29 protein-coding genes are annotated in these 22,530 nt (G+C 65.1%); 22 read left to right on the forward strand and 7 right to left on the reverse strand.

Annotated features, from left to right (window positions below):
• Positions 1-54 precede the first annotated feature (54 nt).
• Positions 55-504: a tol-pal system-associated acyl-CoA thioesterase gene (gene ybgC, locus IC762_RS05305; RefSeq protein ID WP_246801434.1), complete on the forward strand. Its 450-nt coding sequence runs from the start codon at positions 55-57 to the stop codon at positions 502-504.
• An 83-nt stretch (positions 505-587) separates the two neighbouring features.
• Complete coding sequence (locus IC762_RS05310; RefSeq protein ID WP_195787574.1) at positions 588-1,055, forward strand: DUF1348 family protein; 468 nt, start codon at positions 588-590, stop codon at positions 1,053-1,055.
• 149 nt (positions 1,056-1,204) lie between these two features.
• Here IC762_RS05310 and IC762_RS05315 read toward each other — a convergent pair whose 3' ends face one another.
• Positions 1,205-1,849: a glutathione binding-like protein gene (locus tag IC762_RS05315; RefSeq protein WP_195787575.1), complete on the reverse strand. Its 645-nt coding sequence runs from the start codon at positions 1,847-1,849 to the stop codon at positions 1,205-1,207.
• A gap of 97 nt (positions 1,850-1,946) precedes the next feature.
• Between IC762_RS05315 and IC762_RS05320 the strand changes: the two genes are divergently transcribed.
• The 4 genes from IC762_RS05320 (at position 1,947) to IC762_RS05335 (ending at position 4,326) form a co-directional block, all read left to right on the forward strand.
• A complete protein-coding gene (locus IC762_RS05320) occupies positions 1,947-2,603 on the forward strand; it encodes a TetR/AcrR family transcriptional regulator (RefSeq protein ID WP_195787576.1) in 657 nt (218 codons plus the stop codon).
• 89 nt (positions 2,604-2,692) lie between these two features.
• Positions 2,693-3,346 carry a dihydrofolate reductase family protein gene (locus IC762_RS05325; protein WP_195787577.1) on the forward strand — a complete coding sequence of 218 codons (654 nt, stop codon included), beginning with the start codon at positions 2,693-2,695 and terminating at the stop codon, positions 3,344-3,346.
• Positions 3,347-3,449: 103 nt separating this feature from the next.
• Positions 3,450-3,854 (forward strand): ArsR/SmtB family transcription factor, encoded by a 405-nt coding sequence (locus IC762_RS05330; RefSeq protein WP_246801598.1) that lies wholly within the window; start codon positions 3,450-3,452, stop codon positions 3,852-3,854.
• The gene (locus IC762_RS05335; RefSeq protein ID WP_195787579.1) at positions 3,847-4,326 is read left to right on the forward strand and encodes an SRPBCC family protein; all 480 of its coding nucleotides are present in this window, start codon (positions 3,847-3,849) and stop codon (positions 4,324-4,326) included. The genes IC762_RS05330 and IC762_RS05335 overlap by 8 nt, the downstream gene beginning before the upstream one ends.
• Before the next feature lie 194 nt (positions 4,327-4,520).
• Here IC762_RS05335 and IC762_RS05340 read toward each other — a convergent pair whose 3' ends face one another.
• Positions 4,521-5,486 carry a 2-hydroxyacid dehydrogenase gene (locus tag IC762_RS05340; RefSeq protein ID WP_195787580.1) on the reverse strand — a complete coding sequence of 322 codons (966 nt, stop codon included), beginning with the start codon at positions 5,484-5,486 and terminating at the stop codon, positions 4,521-4,523.
• 366 nt (positions 5,487-5,852) lie between these two features.
• Here IC762_RS05340 and IC762_RS05345 point away from each other — a divergent pair, with 366 nt between their 5' ends.
• From IC762_RS05345 to IC762_RS05365, 5 genes are all read left to right on the forward strand, one after another.
• On the forward strand, positions 5,853-6,221 hold the full coding sequence (locus IC762_RS05345) for a YciI family protein (protein ID WP_195787581.1): 369 nt from the start codon (positions 5,853-5,855) through the stop codon (positions 6,219-6,221).
• On the forward strand, positions 6,218-7,495 hold the full coding sequence (locus IC762_RS05350) for an RNA polymerase sigma factor (RefSeq protein ID WP_195787582.1): 1,278 nt from the start codon (positions 6,218-6,220) through the stop codon (positions 7,493-7,495). Before IC762_RS05345 ends, IC762_RS05350 begins: the two co-directional genes overlap by 4 nt.
• A 337-nt stretch (positions 7,496-7,832) precedes the next feature.
• Complete coding sequence (locus IC762_RS05355) at positions 7,833-8,243, forward strand: DoxX family protein (protein WP_195787583.1); 411 nt, start codon at positions 7,833-7,835, stop codon at positions 8,241-8,243.
• Positions 8,244-8,276: 33 nt separating this feature from the next.
• Complete coding sequence (locus IC762_RS05360; RefSeq protein WP_195787584.1) at positions 8,277-8,813, forward strand: SRPBCC family protein; 537 nt, start codon at positions 8,277-8,279, stop codon at positions 8,811-8,813.
• Between the two features lie 19 nt (positions 8,814-8,832).
• On the forward strand, positions 8,833-9,243 hold the full coding sequence (locus IC762_RS05365; protein ID WP_195787585.1) for a VOC family protein: 411 nt from the start codon (positions 8,833-8,835) through the stop codon (positions 9,241-9,243).
• A 108-nt stretch (positions 9,244-9,351) separates the two neighbouring features.
• Here the strand turns inward: IC762_RS05365 and IC762_RS05370 are convergent, their stop codons facing one another.
• The 3 genes from IC762_RS05370 to cobT all read right to left on the reverse strand — a co-directional run bounded on the left by IC762_RS05370 (position 9,352) and on the right by cobT (position 11,359).
• On the reverse strand, positions 9,352-9,774 hold the full coding sequence (locus tag IC762_RS05370; RefSeq protein WP_195787586.1) for a hypothetical protein: 423 nt from the start codon (positions 9,772-9,774) through the stop codon (positions 9,352-9,354).
• 112 nt (positions 9,775-9,886) lie between these two features.
• Positions 9,887-10,177, reverse strand: coding sequence for a hypothetical protein (locus tag IC762_RS05375; protein WP_195787587.1), 291 nt, complete (start codon positions 10,175-10,177; stop codon positions 9,887-9,889).
• Positions 10,178-10,345: 168 nt separating this feature from the next.
• Entirely contained in the window at positions 10,346-11,359 is a 1,014-nt protein-coding gene (gene cobT, locus IC762_RS05380; protein ID WP_195787588.1) for a nicotinate-nucleotide--dimethylbenzimidazole phosphoribosyltransferase, read from the reverse strand.
• A gap of 153 nt (positions 11,360-11,512) precedes the next feature.
• Here cobT and cobS point away from each other — a divergent pair, with 153 nt between their 5' ends.
• The 3 genes from cobS (at position 11,513) to IC762_RS05395 (ending at position 13,219) form a co-directional block, all read left to right on the forward strand.
• A complete protein-coding gene (gene cobS / locus IC762_RS05385; RefSeq protein ID WP_195787589.1) occupies positions 11,513-12,265 on the forward strand; it encodes an adenosylcobinamide-GDP ribazoletransferase in 753 nt (250 codons plus the stop codon).
• Positions 12,266-12,268: 3 nt separating this feature from the next.
• The gene (locus tag IC762_RS05390; protein ID WP_195787590.1) at positions 12,269-12,838 is read left to right on the forward strand and encodes a histidine phosphatase family protein; all 570 of its coding nucleotides are present in this window, start codon (positions 12,269-12,271) and stop codon (positions 12,836-12,838) included.
• Between the two features lie 81 nt (positions 12,839-12,919).
• Positions 12,920-13,219 (forward strand): DUF3551 domain-containing protein, encoded by a 300-nt coding sequence (locus tag IC762_RS05395; protein ID WP_246801435.1) that lies wholly within the window; start codon positions 12,920-12,922, stop codon positions 13,217-13,219.
• 97 nt (positions 13,220-13,316) lie between these two features.
• Here the strand turns inward: IC762_RS05395 and IC762_RS05400 are convergent, their stop codons facing one another.
• Positions 13,317-14,102 (reverse strand): SDR family NAD(P)-dependent oxidoreductase, encoded by a 786-nt coding sequence (locus IC762_RS05400; protein WP_195787591.1) that lies wholly within the window; start codon positions 14,100-14,102, stop codon positions 13,317-13,319.
• Positions 14,103-14,643: 541 nt separating this feature from the next.
• Entirely contained in the window at positions 14,644-16,311 is a 1,668-nt protein-coding gene (locus IC762_RS05405; RefSeq protein ID WP_195787592.1) for a methyl-accepting chemotaxis protein, read from the reverse strand.
• 449 nt (positions 16,312-16,760) lie between these two features.
• Here IC762_RS05405 and IC762_RS05410 point away from each other — a divergent pair, with 449 nt between their 5' ends.
• The 8 genes from IC762_RS05410 to IC762_RS05445 all read left to right on the forward strand — a co-directional run bounded on the left by IC762_RS05410 (position 16,761) and on the right by IC762_RS05445 (position 22,494).
• Positions 16,761-17,414 (forward strand): glutathione S-transferase family protein, encoded by a 654-nt coding sequence (locus IC762_RS05410; RefSeq protein ID WP_195787593.1) that lies wholly within the window; start codon positions 16,761-16,763, stop codon positions 17,412-17,414.
• A 126-nt stretch (positions 17,415-17,540) separates the two neighbouring features.
• Positions 17,541-17,912, forward strand: coding sequence for a nuclear transport factor 2 family protein (locus IC762_RS05415; protein ID WP_195787594.1), 372 nt, complete (start codon positions 17,541-17,543; stop codon positions 17,910-17,912).
• Positions 17,913-18,036: 124 nt separating this feature from the next.
• On the forward strand, positions 18,037-18,453 hold the full coding sequence (locus IC762_RS05420; protein WP_195787595.1) for a YciI family protein: 417 nt from the start codon (positions 18,037-18,039) through the stop codon (positions 18,451-18,453).
• Positions 18,454-18,477: 24 nt separating this feature from the next.
• Positions 18,478-18,903, forward strand: a complete 426-nt coding sequence (locus IC762_RS05425) for a YciI family protein (RefSeq protein WP_195787596.1) — start codon at positions 18,478-18,480, stop codon at positions 18,901-18,903.
• Between the two features lie 37 nt (positions 18,904-18,940).
• Positions 18,941-19,306, forward strand: coding sequence for a YciI family protein (locus tag IC762_RS05430; protein WP_195787597.1), 366 nt, complete (start codon positions 18,941-18,943; stop codon positions 19,304-19,306).
• Between the two features lie 221 nt (positions 19,307-19,527).
• Complete coding sequence (locus IC762_RS05435; protein ID WP_195787598.1) at positions 19,528-20,259, forward strand: TetR/AcrR family transcriptional regulator; 732 nt, start codon at positions 19,528-19,530, stop codon at positions 20,257-20,259.
• 130 nt (positions 20,260-20,389) lie between these two features.
• Entirely contained in the window at positions 20,390-20,887 is a 498-nt protein-coding gene (locus IC762_RS05440) for a DUF2852 domain-containing protein (RefSeq protein ID WP_195787599.1), read from the forward strand.
• 314 nt (positions 20,888-21,201) lie between these two features.
• Positions 21,202-22,494 (forward strand): IS4 family transposase, encoded by a 1,293-nt coding sequence (locus IC762_RS05445; RefSeq protein WP_210338395.1) that lies wholly within the window; start codon positions 21,202-21,204, stop codon positions 22,492-22,494.
• Positions 22,495-22,530 lie beyond the last annotated feature (36 nt).

The raw sequence follows: 22,530 nt of genomic DNA on the forward strand, positions 1-22,530 counted from the left end.
CAGCGATTTTGCGCAATACGGGCGAAAGCTTTGCGCAATCGGGGGCTGCAAACATTGACCTCACCCATTCTCGACGGCGAGATCCGCGATGGCCGTCACCATATGCAGATACGGGTCTATTACGAGGACACCGATTTCTCCGGCATCGTCTATCACGCCAATTACCTGCGCTTCATGGAGCGCGGGCGCACCAATCATCTCCGCCTGATGGGCGCCGAGCAGCAGGCGCTGTTCGAGGAAGCGCAAGAGGAGAGCGGCGGCTTCGCCTTCGTGGTGCGCTCGATGACGCTCGACTTTCTCAAGCCGGCGCGGATGGACGACGTGCTCGACATCGTGACCTGGCCGATCGCGGTGAAGGGCGCCTCCATCATGCTGGCGCAGGAGATCCGGCGCAAAGACGACGTGCTGGTCAAGGCCGAGGTCCGCGTCGCCTTCATCAGCGGCGGCCGCGCGCAGCCGATTCCGAAGGCGATCCGCGTGCTGATGAAGGCCGATCTGGCCTAGCTATCGGGCGATAGGGAACGCCCCATCGACTCTTCGTCATGCGGCGCTAGATTTGCGCCAGCCAGCAATCATGAGGGATCGCCATGTCACGTCCGCCGCTGCCGCCCTTCACCCGCGAGACCGCCGCGCAAAAGGCGCGCATGGCGGAGGATGCCTGGAATTCGCGCGATCCCGCGCGCGTTGCGCTCGCCTATACCGAGGACAGCCGCTGGCGCAACCGCTCCGAGGTGTTTTCCGGCCGCGCCGCGATCGAGGCCTTCCTGACCCGCAAATGGGAGAAGGAGCAGGATTACCGCCTGATCAAGGATCTCTGGGCGTTCGACCAGAACCGCATCGCGGTGCGCTTCCAGTACGAGTGGCACGATGCGGCCGGCAACTGGTTTCGCTCCTACGGCAACGAGCAGTGGGAGTTCGACGAGCAAGGCCTGATGCGCCGCCGCGAAGCCTCGATCAACGACATCGCGATCACCGAGAAGGACCGCCGCTTCCACTGGCCGGCCCCCGGCCCGCGCCCGGCGGATGTGCCCGGGCTGGGGACGGAGCCATTCTAGTCTAGTGTGTCGTCCCGGCGAAGGCCGGGACCCATAACCACAACTACGCATTGTTGCGGGAAGTACCAACTCCGACTGCCCAAGATCGAGAGGTTACGGCGTATGGGTCCCGGCCTGCGCCGGGACGACCTCTTGATAGCTCGTCGCCGTTACGCCGCCGCCTTGTGGCGGGCGATCTCGGCCTTGTAGAGCTCGAACTCCTCCGCGATCGCCTTCGCCACCGAGGGGCGCGCGCGCAGGCGCTCGTAGTAGGCCTTCAACGCCGGCCATTTTGCGAGCTCGATCGGCGGCGTCGCCATGGTCCAGTTGATCACGGTGACGAGATAGGCGTCGGCGACGCTGAAATGGTCGAGCAGATAGTCGCGGCCCTTCAGATGGTCCTCGAGATAGTCGAGCCGCGACAGGTATCGTCCCAGCACATAGGTCTTGACCTCCTCCGACGCCTTGCGGTCGAGCAGCGGCACGAACAGGCCCTTGTGCAGCTCGGTGCCGATGAAGCACAGCCACTGATGCAGCTTCGAGCGTTCGGCATTCGACGTCGTGCCGAGGCCGGCGCGCGGAAACTGGTCGGCGACATATTGTAGGATCGCGGCGTTCTCGGTCAGCACCACGCCGTCATCGGTGCGCAACACCGGCACCAGGCCGAGCGGATTGACCTTGGTGAAATCGGAGCCGTCGCTGCGCACCTGCTTGGTCTTCGGATCGATCTCGAAATAGTTGGCGTTCTGGCCCGCTTCGTACAGTGCGACCCGGGTCGCCATCGAGCAGGCGAGCGGCGAGAAATACAGATCCATCAGTGCCTCCTTGGGGTGTTTGGGGCGCCATCGCGCCCATTGCTTATTTTTGTACTGTCCTGCATAATATATCTGCCGTCAATGGATTTAATGCGAAATGGTACAAAAAAATAACAAACCGCCATCTGCTGCCAAAATCTCCACGCCCGTCGAGCCGAAGCGGCGCGGCCGGCCGCGGGCCTATGAGCCCGATGTCGCGCTCGGCAAGGCGCTCGAGCTGTTTCGGCGCGACGGGTTTGCCGCGACCTCGCTCGACGATCTCTCCGCCGCGACCGGCATGAACCGGCCGAGCCTTTACGGCGCGTTCGGCGACAAGCGCTCGCTCTACATCAAGAGCTACCAGCGCTATCGCGACAGCGCGCGCGCGGCGATGGTCGACATCTTCCGCAGCGAAGCGCCGCTTCGCGAACGGCTGAACCGCATCTACGCGATCGCGCTGGATATCTACACCGAAGGGGAATCGCCGCGCGGCTGCTTCACCGTGATGACGGCGGCGTCCGAGGCGGTGTCCGATCCCGGCATCCGCACCATGGTGGTCGAGGGCCTGACCGAGCTCGACCGTGCCTTCGCCACCTGCTTCCGCGTCGCCAAGGAGCGCGGCGAATTGCCTGCGGGCGCCGATCCGACCACGCTCGCGCATCTCGCCTCCGCCACCATCCACACCATCGCGATCCGCGCCCGTGCGCTGACCCCGCGCAAGGAGCTCGAGGCGATCGTGCAGGGCGCGCTCGACCTGATGTGCGCGGCCAAATAGCCATTACCGAATTTTCCGGCACCAAATGTCGGCTTATGGCATTCCTGTCCGTCTTCCCTATGGTGCCTCACTCACGGAAGCGGAACATCATGGGAAAAGTCAGGGCTTCAGCATTCACGGTCTCGATCGACGGTTTTGGCGCGGCTCTGAAGCAGAGCCTGGAAAATCCGTTCGGGGAAGGAGGCCTGGCGCTACCGGGCGCCTGGTTCTTCCCGACGCGCGCGTTTCGCGCCATGACCGGCCAGGAGGGCGGCACCACCGGCCTCGATGACGAGATCGCGCGCAAGTCGATGGAAGGCATCGGCGCCTGGATCCTCGGCCGCAACATGTTCGGTCCCGTGCGCGGGCCATGGCCGGATCATTCCTGGAAGGGCTGGTGGGGTGATACGCCGCCCTACCACACGCCGGTGTTCGTGCTGACGCATCATGCGCGGCCGGACCTAGAGATGCTCGGCGGCACGATGTTTCACTTCGTCAATGACAGCGCCGAAGCCGTGCTGGAGCGCGCACGAGCCGCCGCTGGGGACAAGGACATCAGGATCGGCGGCGGCGTGTCGGTGGTGCGCCAGTTCCTGCAGGCGCGGCTGCTCGATGAAATCAATCTGGTCCAGGTCCCCGTCGTGCTCGGAGCCGGCGAGAGCCTGTTCGCCGGCCTCGATCTGCCGGCCCTCGGCTACACCGTGACCGCACGCGTCGCGAGCCCGAACGCAACCCATCTCACGCTGACGCGCACGCAGGCCTGAAATCGCCGATCGCGCGTCACGGCAAAATTGCCGCTTGACGCGCATGAAGGCTGGCCGTATTTAACCCAAAGGTTATTTAACCGATGAGCTAAACAAGATGGCGCTGGACCCCCTGAGCTCGACTTTCGCCGCGCTGGCCGATCCGACCCGGCGCGCGATCCTGGCGCGGCTCGCGCTGGGCGAGACCTCGGTGATGGCGCTGGCCGAGCCGTTCGACATGAGCCTGCCGGCAATCTCGAAGCATTTGAAGGTGCTCGAGCATGCCGGCCTGATCTCGCGCGGGCGCGAGGCGCAATGGCGGCCGTGCCGGATCGCGCCCGTCGCGTTCAAGGAGGTCGACGGCTGGCTCGGCAATTTCCGCCGCTTCTGGGACGAAAGCTTCAACCGCCTCGACGGCCTGCTCGAGGAGATGAAGGCGGAGGAGGCCGCAAAGGCCTCGCCGCGCCGCAAAGGCAAAGTGAGAGTCAAAGTAACCAAGGAGAAGCAAGGTGGACGCACGCGTGGATAGGAAACTGAAGGTCACCACCCCGTCGGATCTCGAGATCGCGATGACGCGCGAGTTCGACGCGCCCCGGCACCTGGTGTTCGACGCCATGACCAAGCCGGAATTCGTGGTCCGCTGGCTCGGCTGCGCCGAGATGGCGATGCCGGTCTGCGAGATCGATCTGCGCGTCGGCGGCACCTATCGCTTCGTGTTCCGCTCATCCGACGGCATCGAGCACGTGCTGACCGGGACCTACCGCGAAGTGGTGCGTCCGGAATACGTCGTGTTCGGCGAGGTCTTTGCGATGCCCGGCTTCACCAGCGAGGAATACCAGGTGACGTCGATCTTCACGGAGACCGGCGGCAAGACCAAGCTGACCACGATCATCGAGCACCCCAACAAGGAAGCCCGCGACGGCCACCTCCATTCCGGCATCGAGAAGGGCGTCGAGCCGGCCTACGATCGGCTTGCGGAGGTCGTCGCGTCGATGGGGTGAGCCCATCCGGATTACATATTCGTCGTTGTGGTGCGGGTCGCGCGCCACAAACACGATGTCGTCCCGGCGAAGGCCGGGACCCGTAACCACAGGGAGGAGTCGTTCAGCACAATGTCTCCCCGCGTGCCCTAAGATAAGCCGCGGCGTATGGGTCCCGGCCTTCGCCGGGACGACGATGAATACTGCCGCGGCCCTCAATATCCCCGCGTGCGATCCACCACATTCTCCAGCGCGCCACCGGCCTCGAACCGCGCGAGCTGCTGTGCCACGTATTTCGAGATCTCGTCGGCGTCGGTGTCGGCGGCGTTGTGCGGGGTCAACACCACTTTTGGATGGCTCCAGAACGGGCTGTCGGTGGGCAACGGCTCGGTCTCGTAGACGTCGAGCGAGGCCGCGCCGAGCGTGCCGTCGTCGAGTGCGCGCAGGATGTCGGGCTCGTTCTGCAAGCCGCCGCGGCCGGCATTGATGATCACGGGTGCTCGAAGCGGGCTGTCGCGGTTCAGCCGGGTGAAGAGGTCGCGGTTGAGGATGTGCCGGGTCTGCGGCGTCAGCGGCAGCAGGCAGACCAGGATGTTGCTCTGGCGCAGGAAGGCGTCCAGCCCGTCCATGCCGTGGAAGCAGGCGATGCCCTCGATCTGCTTCTCGCTGCGGCTCCAGCCGACGACGCGGAAGCCGAGCGCACGCAGCGCCTGCGCCGAAGCGGCGCCCAGCGTGCCGAGCCCCATCACGCCGACCGTGAGCGCGCCCGCCGCCCACTGCACTTTCGGCGCCCAGCGCCTGGCGCGCTGCGACTCCCGCAAGTAGGGCTCCTGGCGGTGATGCATCAGCACATGCAGCACGACATATTCGGTCATGCGGTCGGTGAGGTCGCCGACCGCGACCCGCACCAGCGGCACGTCGGGCAGCGAGCGGTCGGCCATCAGCGCGTCGACGCCGGCGCCGAGATTGAAGATCACGCGCAGCTTCTTGAACGCCGCGAGCTCGCCCGGCTTCGGCTTCCACACCGCGGCATAGTGCACCTCGGCCGGATCGAGCGCGCCGTTCGGCAGCAGCACCACGCGGCGGTCGGGGCACACCTCCTCGAACCGCGCCTGCCAGCGCGATGAGGACCAGTTTTCCGTACCGCCGTTCACCAGCAGCGCGAGCGCGCCTTTATCCATTCAGATCCCTCCAAGGAATGTGTGACATATATCACACAGTGAAGCAGGCCAATGCCGTAGTCTCCTGCCATCAACGGGGGAGAACCTCCATGCGTCAACCGGCCTCGATGTCTGCTGTCGTGCATGTGCCCCATCGGCCCATGCGGTGCCGTCTGACGAATGCGCTCAAGCATCTGCTCATCATCGTCTGCCTCTGTAGCGCCTGCACCAGGATCGCGGTCCACACCTACCGGCATTTTCATCCGCATCCAGCCGTCGTGATCGGTCCGTAGCGATCGGAACTGGCGGAGAAAGATTTCTTTCGCGCCCCCTGTCGGCAGCAGGCATAATCCTTCGTTCTTGCAAATGAACGGAGACGCCTTCGCGATGCTGTACGCCATCCTCTGCTATCACGACGAAGACATGGTCGGTTCCTGGAGCAAGGAGCACGACGCCGACGTCATGCAGAAACTGACCGTGGTGCAGGACAAGCTCGCCAAGCAGGGTCGGCTCGGCCCGGTGGCGCGGCTGCTGCCGACCACGGCCGCGACCACGCTGCGCAAGGAAAATCCGCCGCTGGTGCTGGATGGCCCGTTCGCCGAGACCAAGGAACAGCTGCTCGGCTTCTATCTGGTCGAGGGCAAGAACCTCGACGACGTGCTCGACGTCGCGCGCGAGCTCGGCGAGGCCAATCCCGGCGGCACCTACGAGATCCGCCCGGTCGGCTATTTCAATCAGGGAGGCGGCAAGCCGTGAGCGTGACCGACACCGCCTGGATCGACGCCGCGCTGACGTCTGCGCGTCCCCAGGCGGTCGGCGCGCTGCTGCGCTACTTCCGCAATCTCGACACTGCCGAGGAAGCCTTCCAGAACGCCTGCCTGCGGGCGCTGAAGAGCTGGCCGCAGAACGGCCCGCCGCGCGATCCGGCGGCGTGGCTGATCATGGTCGGCCGCAACGTCGCGATCGACGATCTCAGGCGCAGCAAGAAGCAGCAGCCGCTGCCCGAGGACGACCAGGCGATCTCCGACCTCGACGATGCCGAGGACGAGATCGCCGAGCGGCTTGACGGCTCGCACTATCGCGACGACATCCTGCGGCTGTTGTTCATCTGCTGCCACAAGGACCTGCCGGCGACCCAGCAGATCGCGCTGGCGCTGCGCATCGTCTCGGGCCTGTCGGTGAAGCAGATCGCGCGCGCCTTCCTGGTCTCGGAAGCCGCGATGGAGCAGCGCATCACCCGCGCCAAGGCGCGCGTGGCCGACGCCAAGGTGCCGTTCGAGACGCCGGGCGCGGTCGAACGCAGCGACCGGCTCGCCTCGGTTGCCGCGATGATCTATCTGATCTTCAACGAGGGTTATTCGGCGAGCGGCGACACCGCTGATATCCGTGCTCCCTTGTGCGAGGAGGCGATCCGGCTGGCGCGACTGCTGCTGCGGCTGTTCCAGAGCGAGCCGGAGATCATGGGCCTGACCGCGCTGTTGCTGTTGCAGCATGCCCGCGCCGCCGCGCGTTTCGATGCCGACGGCCAGGTGATCCTGCTCGACGATCAGGACCGCACCGTGTGGAATCAGAAGCTGATCGCCGAGGGGCTGGCGCTGATCGACAAGGCGATGCGCCACCGCAAGAGCGGGCCCTATCAGGTGCAGGCCGCGATCTCGGCGCTGCACGCCCGCGCCGAGAAGCCGGAAGACACCGACTGGACCCAGATCGACCTGCTCTATGGCGCGCTCGAGGTGATGCAGCCGTCACCGGTGATCACGCTGAACCGTGCGGTGGCGGTCTCCAAGGTGAGGGGGGCGGAAGCCGCGCTCGAGATGATCGAGCCGTTGGCGCCGCGGCTTGCCAACTACTTCCATTATTTCGGCGTGCGCGGCGCCTTCCTGATGCAGCTTGGCCGCAACGACGAAGCCCACGTCGCCTTCGACCGCGCCATTGCGCTCGCCAACACCACGGCAGAGGCCGCCCACATCCGCATGCACATCGACCGCCTGATGCGCGACAGCAAGCCGCGCAACAAGAAGGCGAAGTAGTCGCTGCTCGGTCGTGCGTCGTCCGAGTTCAAGTTGAGAAACCTCCCGTGTGGCACCCCTCTCCCTAGCCCTCCCCCGCAAGGGGGGAGGGAACCCATTCGCCTCTGCGTCCCTCACTTCGCACGTCGTAATGAGTTGCCCTAAGCGTGAGGTGACCACACTGGTCAGGCTCCCTCCCCCCTTGCGGGGGAGGGTTGGGGAGAGGGGTGGCCTCGGGCGAGATAAGCGACGTAAGCGTCGGTCTCGCAAATCTCGAAAAATTCTTGCGCCCCTGTCGGCCGCGCACCCGCCCGTTCGTCTTGATGGCAGAGCATCACCACGCGTTACGGAGCCTGCCATGTCCACGATCGCGGACACCGAGAGTTCAAAGCCTGCCCGCATCACCGGCCGCATCCTGAGCGGCCTCGTCATCGTCTTCCTGCTGTTCGACGGCGCGATCAAGCTGGTGCCGCTGCAGGTCGTGACCGAGACGATGGACAGGATGGGCTATGGCGCGAGCGAGACATTGGCGCGCAGCCTCGGCATCATCACCATCGTCTGCACGCTCTTGTATTCGGTGCCGCCGACCTCGATCCTCGGCGCGATCCTGCTCACCGGTTATCTCGGCGGCGCCATCGCGTCCCACGTACGGATCGGCAGCCCGCTGCTCACACACACGCTGTTCGGCCTCTCACTGGGCCTGATGGTCTGGGGTGGGCTCTATCTGCGCGACGGCAACCTGCGCGCACTGCTGCCGTTTCGCCGCTAAGCTGTTCGTCAAATTATTCCAACGGAGATCATCATGCTCGAGACCATTGCCATCGTTGCGATCGTCCTTGCGGTCGCGATTGCGGTCGTCCTCATCCTGGCGGCGACCAAGCCGAACACCTTCCGGGTTACTCGCGCGATCAGCATCGCGGCGCCGGCCGAGCGGATCTTTCCGCTGATCGACAACTTCCATCAATGGGTCGCGTGGTCGCCCTACGAGACGCGGGATGCGGCAATGAAGCGCACTTACGACGGCGCGCAGAGCGGGCAGGGCGCGGTCTATGCCTGGGACGGCAACAAGAATGTCGGCTCCGGCCGCATGGAAATCCTCGAATCCCAGGCGTCGTCGAGGATCGTGATCAAGCTCGATTTCCTCAAGCCGTTCGAAGGCCACAACACCGCCGAATTCACAATGCTGCCGCAGGGGGATGCGACCAACGTCACATGGACCATGTACGGTCCGGCCGTCTTCATCTCGAAGGTGATGCAGGTGTTCATGAACCTGGATCACATGATCGGCAGGGATTTCGAGGTCGGTCTCGCCAATCTGAAAAAGCTGACAGAAAAGTAGTTGTCCCAAGGAGGATGCGATGCAGGTCAATCCCTATCTCTCGTTCGACGGCAATTGCGGCGACGCGCTGAAATTCTACCAGAAGGTGCTCGGCGCGCAGGTCGAGGCATCATTCCCCTACGGGGAGGGCAATGCGGAGATGCAAACCCCGCCCGGCTGGCAGGACAAGATCATGCACGCCACGATCACGATCGACGGCGAGGTCCTGATGGCGTCCGATTCGCCACCCGGCCATTTCCAGAAGCCGCAGGGTTTTCATGTCGCATTGCAGGTCGAGGATCCCACCGAGGCCGAGCAGCGGTTCAAGGCGCTCGCCGAAGGCGGCGCGGTGACGATGCCGTTCGGCAAGACCTTCTTCTCCAACGGCTTCGGCATGTGCGTCGACCAGTTCGGCATCCCCTGGATGGTGAATTGCTCGGCCGAGATGTAGGGCCGCAGGCGTAGGGTGGGCAAAGCGTAGCGTGCCCACCTGTCTTGCTCCGTGCTTGTGATGGTGGGCACGCTGCGCTTTGCCCACCCTACAATATCTACGAAACCCTCACCTGCACCGCGGATAGATCGCCGCAAGCTCGCGGCCGCGCAGCAGCAGCAGGTGTGAGGTCAGGCCGCCGCGGCGGACGATCCAGCCGCGCACCGGCTCGGGATAGGCCTCCAGCACCGCCTCCGAGGCTTCCGGCTCGGCATAGGTCCGGCCGCGGCGGTCGATCGAGCGGGCGGCGTGGAAGCCGAGCACCGCGCGCCGCGTCACGCAGATGCGGTCGCCCGGTACGATCGAGAGCACCAGCGTGCAGGCCGACAGGCATGGGCCGTCGATCACGACGCGTTCGCCGGACTCACGCACCTTGTCGAACAGATCGAGGAACGGGCCGACCTGTCCGCCCGGACTGGCGAGGATGCGCACGTCGGCATGCACGGCAGAGACCGTTGCGAGCAACCCGGCTGCAGCGAGAAGCATCTTCATCGGCGCAATCCCACCCTCGGCGCGATCGTGATCGCACCGCATCAGTCGCGTGCAAGAGATGCGCGCGGATCGGGGCATCATCAAGACCGCTCCGCGCCGAGTCAAGAAACGGTCAGGCTGTCCGGTTCTTGAGCGCGCCCACGATCGCGGTGAGCACGGCGCCGGCAACGCCGCCGCCGGCGACCTGGCCGATGATGCTGCCGATATCAGGTGTTGCACCGGAATTGGCGAGCAGCGGAATCAGCATGCCCAGCAGCTGCCCGCCGGCGCCGCCGCCGATGGCGCCCGCAATGGTGTTGCCGAGCGTGCCGAGATCGATGTTCTTGGCCGCTCCCGCGGCGACATTGCCGCCGATGGCTCCGCTGATGATCTGGATGATCAGATTGACGAGAACTCCCGACATGACGTGATTCTCCCCGACGCTGGTTTCCGCGCGGCCGTGGCGCCTGCTGGCGCCTTGCCGGCGTCAAAGGTTAGGCCGTTCGGAGGCAGAGGTCATGCTGCGCACGCGAAGATTGCGGGCGATATGGTTCATATGCACCGTCTTTCGGCAGTCCTTTCCGATGGCAGCTCAGTCCGCGCCGGACACACCGGCCTCGGCAAAGGTCGCCATGCCGGCGTGACAGGCGAGCGCGGCGCGCAGCAGGAGGATCGCAACGCCGGCCCCGGACGCTTCCCCGAGCCGCATGTCGAGATCGAGCAGCGGCGCAAGCGCAAGCTCGCGCAGCAATTCGCGGTGGCCGAGCTCGGCCGACACGTGCCCGGCGCGGCAATGCGCGAGCGCGTCGGGCGACAGCCGCGCCAGCGGCAGCACCGCGGATGTCGCCACGAAGCCGTCGAGCAGCACCGGGATATGCCGCGCGCGCGCCGCCAGCACGGCGCCGGCGATGGCCGCGAGCTCGCGCCCGCCCAGCGCCACCGCGACGGCCAGCGGATCGTCCAGCAGGTTGCGATGGATCTTCAGCGCGGTATCGATCGCGGTGCGCTTGCGCAGCAGACCGGCGTCATCGACCCCGGTGCCGCGGCCGGCCCAGCGCGCGCCGCGCCCGCCCATCAGCGCCGCGCACAGCGTCGCCGCCACGGTGGTGTTGGCGATACCCATCTCGCCGACCACCAGCAGGTCGCATTGTTCGGGCACCGCGCGCCAGCCGGTGTCGAGGGCGACGAGGAAATCGGCGCCGTCCATCGCCGGCGCCAGGGTGAAATCCCGCGTCGGCCGGTTGAGCTCGAGCGCCTCGACGCGCAGCTCGGCCCCGGCAAGCTTGGCGATCTGGTTGATCGCAGCACCGCCCGCGGCGAAGTTCGCCACCATCTGCGCGGTGACGTCGGATGGAAAGGCGGAGACGCCGCGCTCGGCGATGCCGTGATTGCCGGCGAACACGGCGATGGTGACCTGGTCGAGCCGCGGCAACGCGCGCCGCTGCCAGCGCGCGAGCCAGATCGCGACCTCCTCCAGCCGGCCGAGGCTGCCCGGCGGCTTGGTCAAACTCTGCTGGCGCTGGGTCGCGGCCTCCGCGGCTGCCTCGTCGCCCTGCGGCAGCTCGCGACAAAAGCTGCGGATGTCGTCTAGAGTGTTGAACTGCATGCGATTCCCTCGTCGAGCGGGCCGCAAACTAAAGCATGATCCGGAGAAGTGTGAAGCGTTTTTCCGAAACATCATGCTCAAACAAGGCGCTCAAGCGCGATGACGATCACGGCCGATCTCAGCGCGCTTTAGTTCAATTTTCAGGCGTTCACCATGAATCAATGGCTCGACGATCTCAGGACAGCCACCGCGTTTCTGACCCGGCTGCCGATGCCGCATCCGGCCGGCGCGGGACACGAGAATTTTGCGCGGGCGCAGCGGATGTTTCCGCTGGTCGGCGCGCTGATCGGAGCCTTGGTTGGGCTCGTTTGCCTCCTGCTGCGCGGCATCGGCGTGCCGGATCTCGCCGCGGCGGCGCTTGCGCTCGGCTTCGGTGCGCTTCTGACCGGGGCGTTGCATGAGGACGGGCTTGCCGACGTCGCCGATGGCTTCGGCGGCGGGTGTGACGTGGCGGCAAAGCTCGAGATCATGCGCGACAGCCGGCTAGGCACCTATGGCGCACTGGCGCTGGTCGTGAGTTTTTCCGCCAAGCTGTCGGCGCTCGCCGCGATTCCGGATCATTTTGTGGTCCAGGGATTGATCTCCGCGCATGCGCTCGGCCGCGGCGTGCTGCCCTGGCTCGCGATCAGCCTGCCCAATGCGCGCAAGGACGGGCTAGCCGCCAGTGCCGGCCGGCCCGACAGCACGATCGCGGCGGTTGCGGCCGGCATTGCGCTGGTGATCGCGTTGCTGGCGTTGCCGTTCGCCAGCGCGCTGCTGGCGGCGATTGCCGCGGGCGTTGCCGCATCGATCGTGGGGTGGCTCGCAAGGCGGCAGATCGGCGGCGTGACCGGTGACGTGCTCGGCGCCGCCGAGCAGGTCGCGGAGACCGCGATCCTGCTGCTGCTCGCGGCACGGTTGGCGTGAGCGATGACGGACGGTGAAACCCATCTCTGGCTGATCCGTCACGCTCCGGTCGACGGGCCGCGCGGCGTGATCCACGCGCCCGACGCGCCGGCCGATCTCGGCGATGCCGCAGCGTTCGCGGCGCTGAAAGCGCGGTTGCCGGCCGGGGCATTTGCGGTGTGCAGCCCTGCGCGGCGCACCCGCGAGACCGCGGTGCGGCTCGGCCTCGATGCGGCCGCGGACGATGCGTTCGGCGAGCAGGATTTCGGCGTTTGGACCGGACGCCGCCACAGCGAGCTGGAGGCGGAGTTCGGCGTGGCCTACCACGCCTTCTGGCAATCGCCAGGAACCAACCGCGCGCCCGGCGGCGAAAGCTTCGCCGATCAGATCGCGCGGGCAAGGGGTGGGCTCGCACGGCTGCCCGCGGGCAATGCCGTGCTGGTCGTACACTCCGGTACCATCCGCGCCATCCTCGCGATCGCGCTCGATCTCGCGCCAGACACCGCGCTGCGTTTCGTGATCGATCCGCTGTCGCTGACCCGGATCGACCGGTTGCAGGATGCCTGGCGTGTGGCCGCGGTGAACGGACGGTGATACCGCCGTGAACCTGGGCTGCCTTCAGTCGTTATGTGTAATAACAACGAAGAAGACCGAAGAGCACTTGCCAGATCGGTCATGAGCGGGAGACACGATGTGAAGTTGATTGGAGTGAAGTTATTTGGCGCATTGATGCTTGCGCTTGGCGTGCTCTGGATGATCCAGCCGGCATCCGCGCAAATGTACGATCCTCGTTACCCCGTCTGCATGCATGTTTACGGTTCGCTGATCGGCGAGCGGATGGACTGTAACTTCACCTCGATCGAGCAGTGCCAATTCGGCGCGCAAGGGCTGCCGGCGACCTGTCTGGTCAATCCCTATTACGCGGGCGGATCTTACACGCCAAGATCGCCGCACCCACGCCGATATGAGCGCTAGAGCAGGATCCTGAAAAGTGTGAAGCGGTCTTCCGAAAAGATCATGCTCAAGCAAAGAGCTAAAGCGCGATGACGATTCAACCCGATCTCATCGCGCTTTAGCCGTTGCGCCGCCGGCCGCGCAGCGTCGGCAGCCCGATGCCGGCGGCGTCGAAGCCGCCGTCGACGGCGAGAATCTGGCCGGTGATGTAGCTTGAGCGGTCCGAACACAGGAAGAAGATCGCGTCCGCCAGTTCCTCTTCCAGCCCGTAACGGTTGAGCGGGATCGCGTCGTGGTAGTCGGCGCGGATCTCGGGCGTGTGCACCGCCTTCGCCATCGCGGTCTCGACCGGCCCGGGGGCGACGCCATTGACGCGGATGCCGAGCGCGGCGAGCTCGACCGCGAGCTGCCTGGTGAGATGTGCGAGGCCCGCCTTGCTGGTCCCGTAGGCCGCGCGCAAGGTCGAGGCGCGCACCGCCGAGATCGAGGTGACGTTGACGATTGCGCCGCCGCCATTGTCGCGCATCACGGGCGCCGCCGCCTTGGTGCACAGGAACGGGCCGGTGAGGTTGACCGCCATGATCCGGCTCCAGTCGGCATCCGACGTCTCCAGCACCGGCGCGAACACCGCGACGCCGGCGTTGTTGACCAGCGCATCGAGCCGGCCGAACCGGCTCGCGATGGTCGCGATCGCCGCCGCGACGCCATCGGCATCGGAGACGTCGCAGGTCAGCGCCACCGCGTCGTCATTGTTCAGCGCCGCGACCGCCGCGCGGAGCAATTCGCCTTCGATGTCGAGCAGCGCGACGCGCCAGCCCTCGGCAAGAAAGCGCTTTGCGGTCGCAAGCCCGATGCCGCGCGCGGCGCCGGTGACGAGTGCGACTTTTTGTGCGGGAGGATTCATCGGGCGGTCCTTTCGAAGGCCCGATCCGTCTGAGACCTTTGCTAGGGGATGTCAACCGGAGGTGTGAACGGAGCCACATACTCCGTTGTCGTCCCGGCGAAGGCCGGGACCCATACTCCGCGGCGGAAGCTGTGGGGACTCGTCATTCCACCGACACGCAACAATGTCTATCGGTGGTTACGGGTCCCGGCCTTCGCCGGGACGACCTTGAATGTTTGGTGCCGCTTGTGAATCATGCATTCACATGCTCCGGGCTGACAGGCCTCGAAGGATAAACGGCCACCAGCCTTGCCGTGCACCCTTCGAGGCTCGCAAGAGCTCGCATCCCAGGATGACGGGGTTGGTCTACCCGTCTCATTCGGTGTCATCACCCGCGCATGCGGGTGATCCAGTATTCCAGAGGCGGCTGTGCTTGAGCCGACGGGCCGCAGCGTACTGGGTCGCCCGGTCCATGTGCGCAATTGCGCACAGGCCGGGCGATGACAGCGGTGGATGAGGACATAGCCTCACATCCTCTCAGGATGGGAGAAATTGCGCAGCGTCACGCCGCGAGCTCCGCCGAGGCGCGCTGCATGTTGGTCGACATGTCCTGCGTCACGATGCTCTGCTCCTCGACCGCGGCCGCGGTGGAGGTGATGTACTCGTTGACCCCGGCGATCGCGGCCTTGATCTCGGACAGCGAGCTCGCCACCTCGCCGGCGATATTGTTCAGCGCGTCGATCTCGGACGAGATCGTGTCGGTCGCCTGCTTGGCCTGGTTGGCGAGGCTCTTCACCTCGGAGGCGACCACGGCGAAGCCGCGGCCGGCTTCGCCGGCGCGCGCGGATTCGATGGTGGCGTTGAGCGCGAGCAGGTTGATCTGGCCGGTGATGCTCGAGATCAGATCGACGATACCGCTCATCGCTTGTGCCGCGGCGTTGAGTTTTTGCGCCTGCGCATCTGCCGCCTCGACGCGGCCGGAGGCGACCGCGGCATTTTGCTTGGACTTGGTCATGGTCTCGGAGATCTCGCGGATCGAGGCGCTCATCTCCTCGCTGCCGGCGGCGACCGCTTCGATCAGGCCGCGGGCGGAGTCGGCCTTCTTGCGGCCGATCGCCTGGGCGGTGATGTCGGTGGCGTATTTCACCACCTTGTAGGGCTTGCCGTTGAGATCGAGGATCGGATTGTAGGACGCCTGGATCCAGATCTCGCGGCCACCTTTGGCGATCCGCTTGTATTCGGCGGCCTGAAATTCGCCGCGATTGAGCGAAGCCCAGAACTCGCGATAGGCCATCGAGCTCGCCTCGACCGGCTCGACGAACACGCTGTGGTGCTTGCCCTGGATCTCGCCCAGTGAATAGCCCATCGCGGCGAGGAAGTTGCCGTTCGCGTTGCGGATGGTGCCGTCCATGTTGAACTCGATCACCGCCTGCGACTTGCCGATCGCGTCGATCTGACCGTCATTGTCGGCGGCCTTCAGTTTCTGCTGTGTCACGTCGGTCGCGAACTTGACGACCTTGAACGGCCGGCCGCGCTCGTCGAGGATCGGGTTGTAGGTGGCGAGGATCCAGATCTCCTTGGCGCCCTTGGCGAGCCGCTTGAACTCGCCGGCCTCGAACTCGCCGCGATTCAGCCGCGCCCAGAACTCGCGATAGGCCGCGCCGTCGCGGTCGGCCGGCGGCATGAACATGCTGTGATGCTTGCCCCTGATCTCGTCGAGCGCATAGCCCATCGCGCCGAGGAAGTTCTCGTTGGCGTTGACGATGGTGCCGTCCATGTTGAACTCGATCACCGCCTGCGCCCGGCCGATCGCGGCGATCTTGCCGGCATCTTCCATGCTGTGGATCTTCTGCTGCGTGATGTCGGTCGCGAACTTGATGACGCCGACCGGCTTGCCGTTCTTGTCCATGATCGGGTTGTAGGAGGCCTGGATCCAGATCTCGCGACCGCCTTTGGCGATGCGCTTGTACTGCGCGGCCTGGAATTCGCCGCGGTTCAGGCTCGCCCAAAACTCGCGGTATTCGCGGCTGTCGCGCACGGCCGGTTCGACGAACATGCTGTGATGCTTGCCCCTGATCTCGTCGAGCGCGTAGCCCATCGCGTTGAGGAAATTCTCGTTCGCGGTGACGATGGAGCCATCGAGCTTGAACTCGATCACGGCCTGCGACTTGCCGATCGCGGTGGCCTGCGCCAGCGCGTTCTGCACCTTTGCGTTGTTGAACGTGAACATTTGCGAGGGCTCCGTGAAGGTTCAATCTGGAAACGGCATTCGAAAAAGCGGACGGCGAGGGAACTCACGGAAAAATTGCAGCGCGCCGGTTTAGCAAGCGTAAAGCCTGTTGCACGCGCGATCGCGGCGACGTTGCAGCGCCAGCGATCATGTGCATGCGCATGTTGCTCAAGTTGCGGGATAATTCTTGGCGTGTGCACGTTATCATCCAGATGTCGGATGCGATGTGCACCGTAATCTTACGGGCGAGATTGCGTAGCAATTTTAGGCGGTTGCACCGTCGATCACCAGGAAGATTGATAGGTATATTACAGAGCCTGATAGCGTGCGTCCGTTTGGCGCAGCGACGTGACGACTGAAAGTATCGCGAGGCGAAAAACCGCGCGCGGGTTTGTCGGCAGTGCGAGGTCGCGTTCGTCCTCGGGCTGCCACTTACCGATGGAGTTCCGATGTCGCTGACATTGCATTACCACCCGCTGCCCTCGTTCTGCTGGAAGTCGCTGATCGCACTTTACGAGAACGCCACGCCGTTCACGCCGAACAATGTCGATCTCACCGATCCCGCCGAGCGGGCCGCGCTACGCGCGCTGTGGCCGATCGGCCGCTTTCCGGTGCTGCGCGACGAAGCGCGCGGCGAGACCGTGCCGGAGTCCAGCGTCATCATCGAATATCTCGATCGGCATTATCCCGGCACCGTCAGGTTTCTGCCCGACGATCCCGATCAGGCGCTCGCGACGCGGCTGCGCGATCGCTTCCTCGATCTCTATGTCCACCTTCAGGTCCAGAAGATCGTCGGCGACCGGCTGCGGCCGGCCGAGCGCAAGGATCCCCATGGCCTGGCCGAGGCGAGGGCGCAGGTGCACTCCTCCTACGCGATCCTCGACCGGCAGCTCGCGCATGGCGGCTGGATGATGGGCGAGCGCTTCTCGCTGGCCGATTGCGCTGCGGCACCGTCGCTGTTCTACGGCAACAAGGTCGAGCCGATCGGAGCCGATCACCGGCACCTCGCCGCCTATTTCGAGCGGCTGAAGGCGCGTCCCTCCTTTACGCGCGTGCTCGTGGAAGCCGAGCCCTATTTCGGCTTTTTCCCGAGCGAGGGCTAACGCTCGACCGAGCCCCGGAAAATAATCGCGGCGCGATGTCGAATTCGCGCCATGCCGTTCGTCTTCCATGCAACAGCCCGGATTCTGGAGCAACCTCCAGTATCCGGGCGTGCATTTGGAGACGGCATGGCAGCAACTGGCAACAGAGCCGAGATCATCCGCGCACTCTTCGCCGCCTATCTCGCCAACGACCGGGCCGCGGTCGAAGCGGCGTTCGCGGAGGATTTCCGCTTCACCTCGCCCTATGACGAAGGTCTCGACAAGAAGACCTATTTCTCGATCTGCTGGCGCGATACCGATTGGATCGGCCGCCACGAGATCGAGCGCATCCTGGTCGATGGCGCTGAGGCGTTCGTCACCTATCGCTGCGTCGGCAAGGACGGCAAGAGCTTTCGCAACACCGAGTTCTTCGCCTTCGACGGCGACAAGATCGCGCGCATCGACGTCTATTTCGGCCCGTCCTACGAGGGCGGCGCCTTCGTCAAGCAGCAGCGTTGAGCACGGGCACGTCAATGACCCCTGGGATAATTTTGCGAAGCGTGTCGGCACGGCAAAGTGAGCTCCGTCTTGCAAGCGAGCGCCGGCGAGGCCGGCCCGCAACGACGGACAACGGAGCACGACGATGAAGTTCATGGTGATCGTGAAGGCGAACAAGGAGACCGAGGCCGGCGTGATGCCGTCGACCGAGCTGCTCGCCGCGATGGGCAAGTTCAACGAGGAGATGGTCAAGGCCGGCGTGATGCAGGCCGGCGAGGGCCTGCATCCGACCGCGAAGGGCGCGCGCGTCGAGTATGCCGGCGGCCGGAGCACCGCGACCCGCGGCCCGTTCAGCCTCTCGAGCGATCTCGTCGCCGGCTTCTGGCTGATCGAGACCAAGTCTCTCGACGAAGCCATCGACTGGATGAAGCGCGCGCCGTTCGACGGCGGCTCCGAGATCGAGATCCGCCAGGTGTTCGCACCCGAGGATTTCGGGGAGGCGCTGACGCCTGAGCTGCGCGAGCAGGAAGAGCGGCTGCGCGCGCAGTCTGCGAAGAAGTGACGCGAACAGAAGGAAATCCATTCCATGCGTTTCATGATGCTGATGATCCCGCACGGCTACGAGAGCGCGCCGGCCAAGCTCGAGCTCGATCCCGAACGCGTCGCCGCGATGATGCGCTACAACCAGGAGCTCAAGGACGCCGGCGTGCTGATCACGCTGGAGGGCCTGCATCCGCCGGCGACCGGCGCGCGGGTCTCCTTCGCCTCCGGCAAGCCCGTCGTCACCGACGGTCCGTTCACCGAGGCCAAGGAGGTGATCGGCGGCTTCTGGATGATCGACGTCGCCTCGCGCGCCGAGGCGATCGAATGGGCGAAGAAGTGCCCGGCCTCCGCCGAGGAGACCATCGAGATCCGCCAGGTCCAGGAGATGGCCGACTTCTCCGACGAAGTGCAGCAGGCGGCATCGAGCTTCGAGCACCCGCAGGGCGGCTGGGGCAAGGCGCTGCGCTGATTCACAAGGCAATCAACCACCAGCAAGGAGAGCACCGATGAGCAACAACGACACTTATCTGGCCGTCTATCTCGGCAGCATGAACGGCGCGCGCATGCAAGCCTGGATGGCCCTGCCGGAAGCCGAGCGGCGCGCCAAGGAGCAGCAGGGCATGGCCGCCTGGGGCGCCTGGGTCGAGAAGCACAAGGACGTCATCGTCGAGCTCGGCGGCCCGGTCGGCAAGACCAAGAAGGTCGACGCCAACGGCATCGCCGACATCAAGAACCTCTTGACCGGCTTCACCGTGGTGCGCGCGCCCTCGCACGAAGCCGCCGCCAAGCTGTTCGAGAACCATCCGCACTTCACGGCCTTCCCGGGCGAGGGCGTCGAGATCATGCCGGTGCTCCCGATTCCGGGACGGTGAGGAGCGGAACGAAAGAGCTCTCGATCTTTCCACACCGTCATGGCCGGCTTGTCCCGGCCATCCACGTCTTCCTTGATGCGGAAACCAGGACGTGGATGCCCGGGACAAGCCCGGGCATGGCGGTTGGGAGGATGGACACGCCACCCGATCCGTTAATCTTGATCGGCGTCCACGCCCGCCGCTAGTGACCTTCACCGCCGGCTCATGTAAACGTCTTTCACATGAGCTGGCGCAAGGACCAAGGCCGCACCGAGCGCGGTTATCATCACGGCAATCTCAAGGAGGCGCTGCTGCAGGCAGCCCTCGATTTGATCTCGAAGAAGGGGCCGGCCGGCTTCACCTTCGCCGATGCCGCGCGCATGGCCGGCGTCAGCCCCGCGGCGCCCTACCGGCATTTCCGCGACCGCGACGAGCTGATCGCCAGCATCGCGCAGCGCGGCTTCGAGCAGTTCGAATCTGCCCTGACCCAGGCCTGGGACGACGGCCGCCCCGACACCGTCACGGCGTTCGAGCGGGTCGGCAAGGCCTATCTCGCCTTCGCCCGCGAGGAGCCGGCATTCTACTCCGCGATGTTCGAATCCGGCCTGCCGCCCGACGCCAATCCGGCGCTGATGGCCGCGGGCGAACGCGCCTTTGCCATCATCCGCGCCGCTGCCGAGCGCCTTGCGGCGCTGGCGCCGCCAGGCCAGCCGCGGCCGCCGGCGATGATGATGGCGCTGCACATCTGGTCGATGTCGCACGGCGTCGCCTCGCTGTTCGGCCGCGGCGACGCCGCGCGGCGCAAGCTGCCGATGTCGCCGGAGGAGCTGCTGGAGGCCGAGGTGCTGATCTATCTGCGCGGCCTCGGCTTCCCGACCGAGCGCCGCCCCGGCGCCACGCCGCCGCCGCTGAACGATACGCCGGCCGGCGACAGGTCAGGCGAAAAGTCAGGTCCCTGGGGCAAACCGAAATAAGGTTCAAACGAACCCCAAAAATAATCTCCGGGGTGCGTCACCCGCGCTGCTTGACTTTCCCGGGGGATCGGCTACCTATGTAAATGTTATTTACATTCACAACGGCGTGATTGCCGTGATGGAGAGTGAAATGGCCTACACCGCAGATGCCGATCGCTGGCGCGGTCCCGTCCAAGACCCGTATCCCCCGCACATGCACATGCATTGGGCGCCGTGGCACCCCCTCAAGATCGCCCTGATCATCCTCGGTTTCATGATCTGGTGGCCGGTCGGCCTCGCCGTTCTCTTTTTCACACTCGGGAGCAGAAAGATGGCCTGTTGGAGTCACAACGACATGGATCGCTGGCAGAACAAGATGGAGCGGATGCAGTACAAGATGGACCGCATGCGCAACCACATGGAGCGCCGCGGCTTCGGGTTCGGCTTCGGCCCGCCCTCGAGCGGCAACCGCGCCTTCGACGAATACCGCACCGAGACGCTGCGCCGTCTGGAAGACGAGCAGAAGGAGTTCAAGGATTTCCTGAACCGCCTGCGTCACGCCAAGGACAAGGAAGAGTTCGACGCCTTCATGGCCCAGCAGAAGACCCGTCCGACCCCGCCGCCGACCGACGAGCCGCATCAGGGCTGAACGCGCCAGAGCCAAGCCTTCAGGCGATGTGCCCCCATAGAACCTGATGGCCCCGAGCCGCCCGTTTGCAAACCGCAAGCGGGCGGTTCCGCGTTTGGGGGGTGTTGTATTCTTTGATGCGTTGAATAAGCGCTGTTAGGTGAGCACGCCAGTCCGGCTCCCTCCCCCCTTGCGGGGGCTACGGGAGCCCCGAAAGTGATTCCCCGGAGTTTGTGAATGTGATTCAAGGCCTTTCGACCTGTTTGGACGAGAGGCCTGCGATGTCTTTTGGCGATGTTCGGGTTGCGGAGCGGGCTGATTGGCTGATCGAGCGGGTGGCGACGGCGGGGACGCTGGTGCTACGCAAATTGGGGGAGACGCGCGCGGGCGAGAAGGCCGTGCATCGGTTTCTGTCTTCGCCCCATGTTTCGGTCGATCGGATTGTGGAAACGTTGGCCGGGCGGACTGCGGTTCAATGCGCCGGTCGCCGCATTCTGGCTGTCCAGGACACGACCGAGATCAATTTTGGCGGTCGTGACAAGAAGCGGCGGGGCTTCGGACCTGCCGGCGATGGCCAAACCCCTGGCTTCTTCATCCATCCAGTGATTGCCGTCGATATCGAAAGCGAAGCCGTGGTCGGTCTTGTCGATGCGGCGATCTGGACGCGGTCTGCGGATCGCGTCACGTCGCGCCGCAATCGCGCGATCGAGGATAAGGAATCGGCGCGTTGGCTGTTGGGCTGTCAGGCCACGGCAAGCGTGCTGTCCGATGCCGCCGAGGTGACAATGGTGGCCGATCGCGAAAGCGACATTTACCTGCTGTTTGCCCGCAAACCGGAGCGGCTCGATCTGATCGTGCGCGCCGGTCAGGATCGATCTTTGCTCGGTGGGGGAACGCTCTTTGGGGCGCTTGCCAGTGCTGAAGTGCTGAGCAGAAGCGAGGTCCGCGTGGCGCCGCGCGGGCCTGGTGACAAAGGGCGCGTCGCGACCGTCGAACTCCGCGCGGGCTCGGTGCACATCGCCCGCTCACAAAGTCTGGGGCAATCCGAGGCGGCCGGCAGCGTCGAACTCACCTTGGTGGAAGCACGAGAGGTCGATGCGCCGTCAGGCAAGACGCCGTTGTTGTGGCGCCTACTCACGACCCGCACCGTCACTTGTGCGACCGAGGCTGAACACGTCGTCCGCCTCTATCGCTTGCGCTGGCGCATCGAACAAGTCTTCCGCGCCCTCAAGAGCGACGGCTTGGCCCTCGACGACAGCCAAGTCGTCGACGCCGAGCGGATGTTTAATCTGACCGCCATCGCGCTCGCTGGCGCGATTCGGACGATCCAGCTTGTCGATGCCAGAGACGGCAGCCTCCGCCCGGCAACCGATGTCATTGACGAAAGCTTCGCCGTCGCGCTCGAGCACCTGTCAAAAAAGCTCGAGGGCAAAACGCTACGGCAGAAAAACCCGCATCCTATCGGCTCGCTTGCCTTCGTCTCATGGATCGCGGCCCGTCTCGGCGGATGGAATTGCTACTACAAGCCTCCAGGACCAAAGACCATGCGCGACGGCTGGAACCGCCTTGCCGCAACACTCGACGGCTATGCCCTTGCTACACAGTCACAAAATCCGGGAATCCCCTAGCTTGCGGGGGAGGGGTGGGGAGAGGGGCGGCCCCGG

Origin of the sequence: Bradyrhizobium genosp. L (assembly GCF_015624485.1) — a bacterium.
Taxonomy (GTDB): Bacteria; Pseudomonadota; Alphaproteobacteria; order Rhizobiales; family Xanthobacteraceae; genus Bradyrhizobium.

Coding starts and splice junctions, on each gene's coding strand:
- IC762_RS05310 (WP_195787574.1), top strand. CDS start 588: ATGTCACGTCCGCCGCTGCCGCCCTTCACCCGCGAGACCGCCGCGCAA.
- IC762_RS05315 (WP_195787575.1), bottom strand. CDS start 1,849: ATGGATCTGTATTTCTCGCCGCTCGCCTGCTCGATGGCGACCCGGGTC.
- IC762_RS05320 (WP_195787576.1), top strand. CDS start 1,947: ATGGTACAAAAAAATAACAAACCGCCATCTGCTGCCAAAATCTCCACG.
- IC762_RS05325 (WP_195787577.1), top strand. CDS start 2,693: ATGGGAAAAGTCAGGGCTTCAGCATTCACGGTCTCGATCGACGGTTTT.
- IC762_RS05340 (WP_195787580.1), bottom strand. CDS start 5,486: ATGGATAAAGGCGCGCTCGCGCTGCTGGTGAACGGCGGTACGGAAAAC.
- IC762_RS05345 (WP_195787581.1), top strand. CDS start 5,853: ATGCTGTACGCCATCCTCTGCTATCACGACGAAGACATGGTCGGTTCC.
- IC762_RS05355 (WP_195787583.1), top strand. CDS start 7,833: ATGTCCACGATCGCGGACACCGAGAGTTCAAAGCCTGCCCGCATCACC.
- IC762_RS05360 (WP_195787584.1), top strand. CDS start 8,277: ATGCTCGAGACCATTGCCATCGTTGCGATCGTCCTTGCGGTCGCGATT.
- IC762_RS05365 (WP_195787585.1), top strand. CDS start 8,833: ATGCAGGTCAATCCCTATCTCTCGTTCGACGGCAATTGCGGCGACGCG.
- IC762_RS05370 (WP_195787586.1), bottom strand. CDS start 9,774: ATGAAGATGCTTCTCGCTGCAGCCGGGTTGCTCGCAACGGTCTCTGCC.
- IC762_RS05375 (WP_195787587.1), bottom strand. CDS start 10,177: ATGTCGGGAGTTCTCGTCAATCTGATCATCCAGATCATCAGCGGAGCC.
- cobT (WP_195787588.1), bottom strand. CDS start 11,359: ATGCAGTTCAACACTCTAGACGACATCCGCAGCTTTTGTCGCGAGCTG.
- cobS (WP_195787589.1), top strand. CDS start 11,513: ATGAATCAATGGCTCGACGATCTCAGGACAGCCACCGCGTTTCTGACC.
- IC762_RS05390 (WP_195787590.1), top strand. CDS start 12,269: ATGACGGACGGTGAAACCCATCTCTGGCTGATCCGTCACGCTCCGGTC.
- IC762_RS05395 (WP_246801435.1), top strand. CDS start 12,920: ATGAGCGGGAGACACGATGTGAAGTTGATTGGAGTGAAGTTATTTGGC.
- IC762_RS05400 (WP_195787591.1), bottom strand. CDS start 14,102: ATGAATCCTCCCGCACAAAAAGTCGCACTCGTCACCGGCGCCGCGCGC.
- IC762_RS05405 (WP_195787592.1), bottom strand. CDS start 16,311: ATGTTCACGTTCAACAACGCAAAGGTGCAGAACGCGCTGGCGCAGGCC.
- IC762_RS05410 (WP_195787593.1), top strand. CDS start 16,761: ATGTCGCTGACATTGCATTACCACCCGCTGCCCTCGTTCTGCTGGAAG.
- IC762_RS05415 (WP_195787594.1), top strand. CDS start 17,541: ATGGCAGCAACTGGCAACAGAGCCGAGATCATCCGCGCACTCTTCGCC.
- IC762_RS05420 (WP_195787595.1), top strand. CDS start 18,037: ATGAAGTTCATGGTGATCGTGAAGGCGAACAAGGAGACCGAGGCCGGC.
- IC762_RS05425 (WP_195787596.1), top strand. CDS start 18,478: ATGCGTTTCATGATGCTGATGATCCCGCACGGCTACGAGAGCGCGCCG.
- IC762_RS05430 (WP_195787597.1), top strand. CDS start 18,941: ATGAGCAACAACGACACTTATCTGGCCGTCTATCTCGGCAGCATGAAC.
- IC762_RS05435 (WP_195787598.1), top strand. CDS start 19,528: ATGAGCTGGCGCAAGGACCAAGGCCGCACCGAGCGCGGTTATCATCAC.
- IC762_RS05440 (WP_195787599.1), top strand. CDS start 20,390: ATGGCCTACACCGCAGATGCCGATCGCTGGCGCGGTCCCGTCCAAGAC.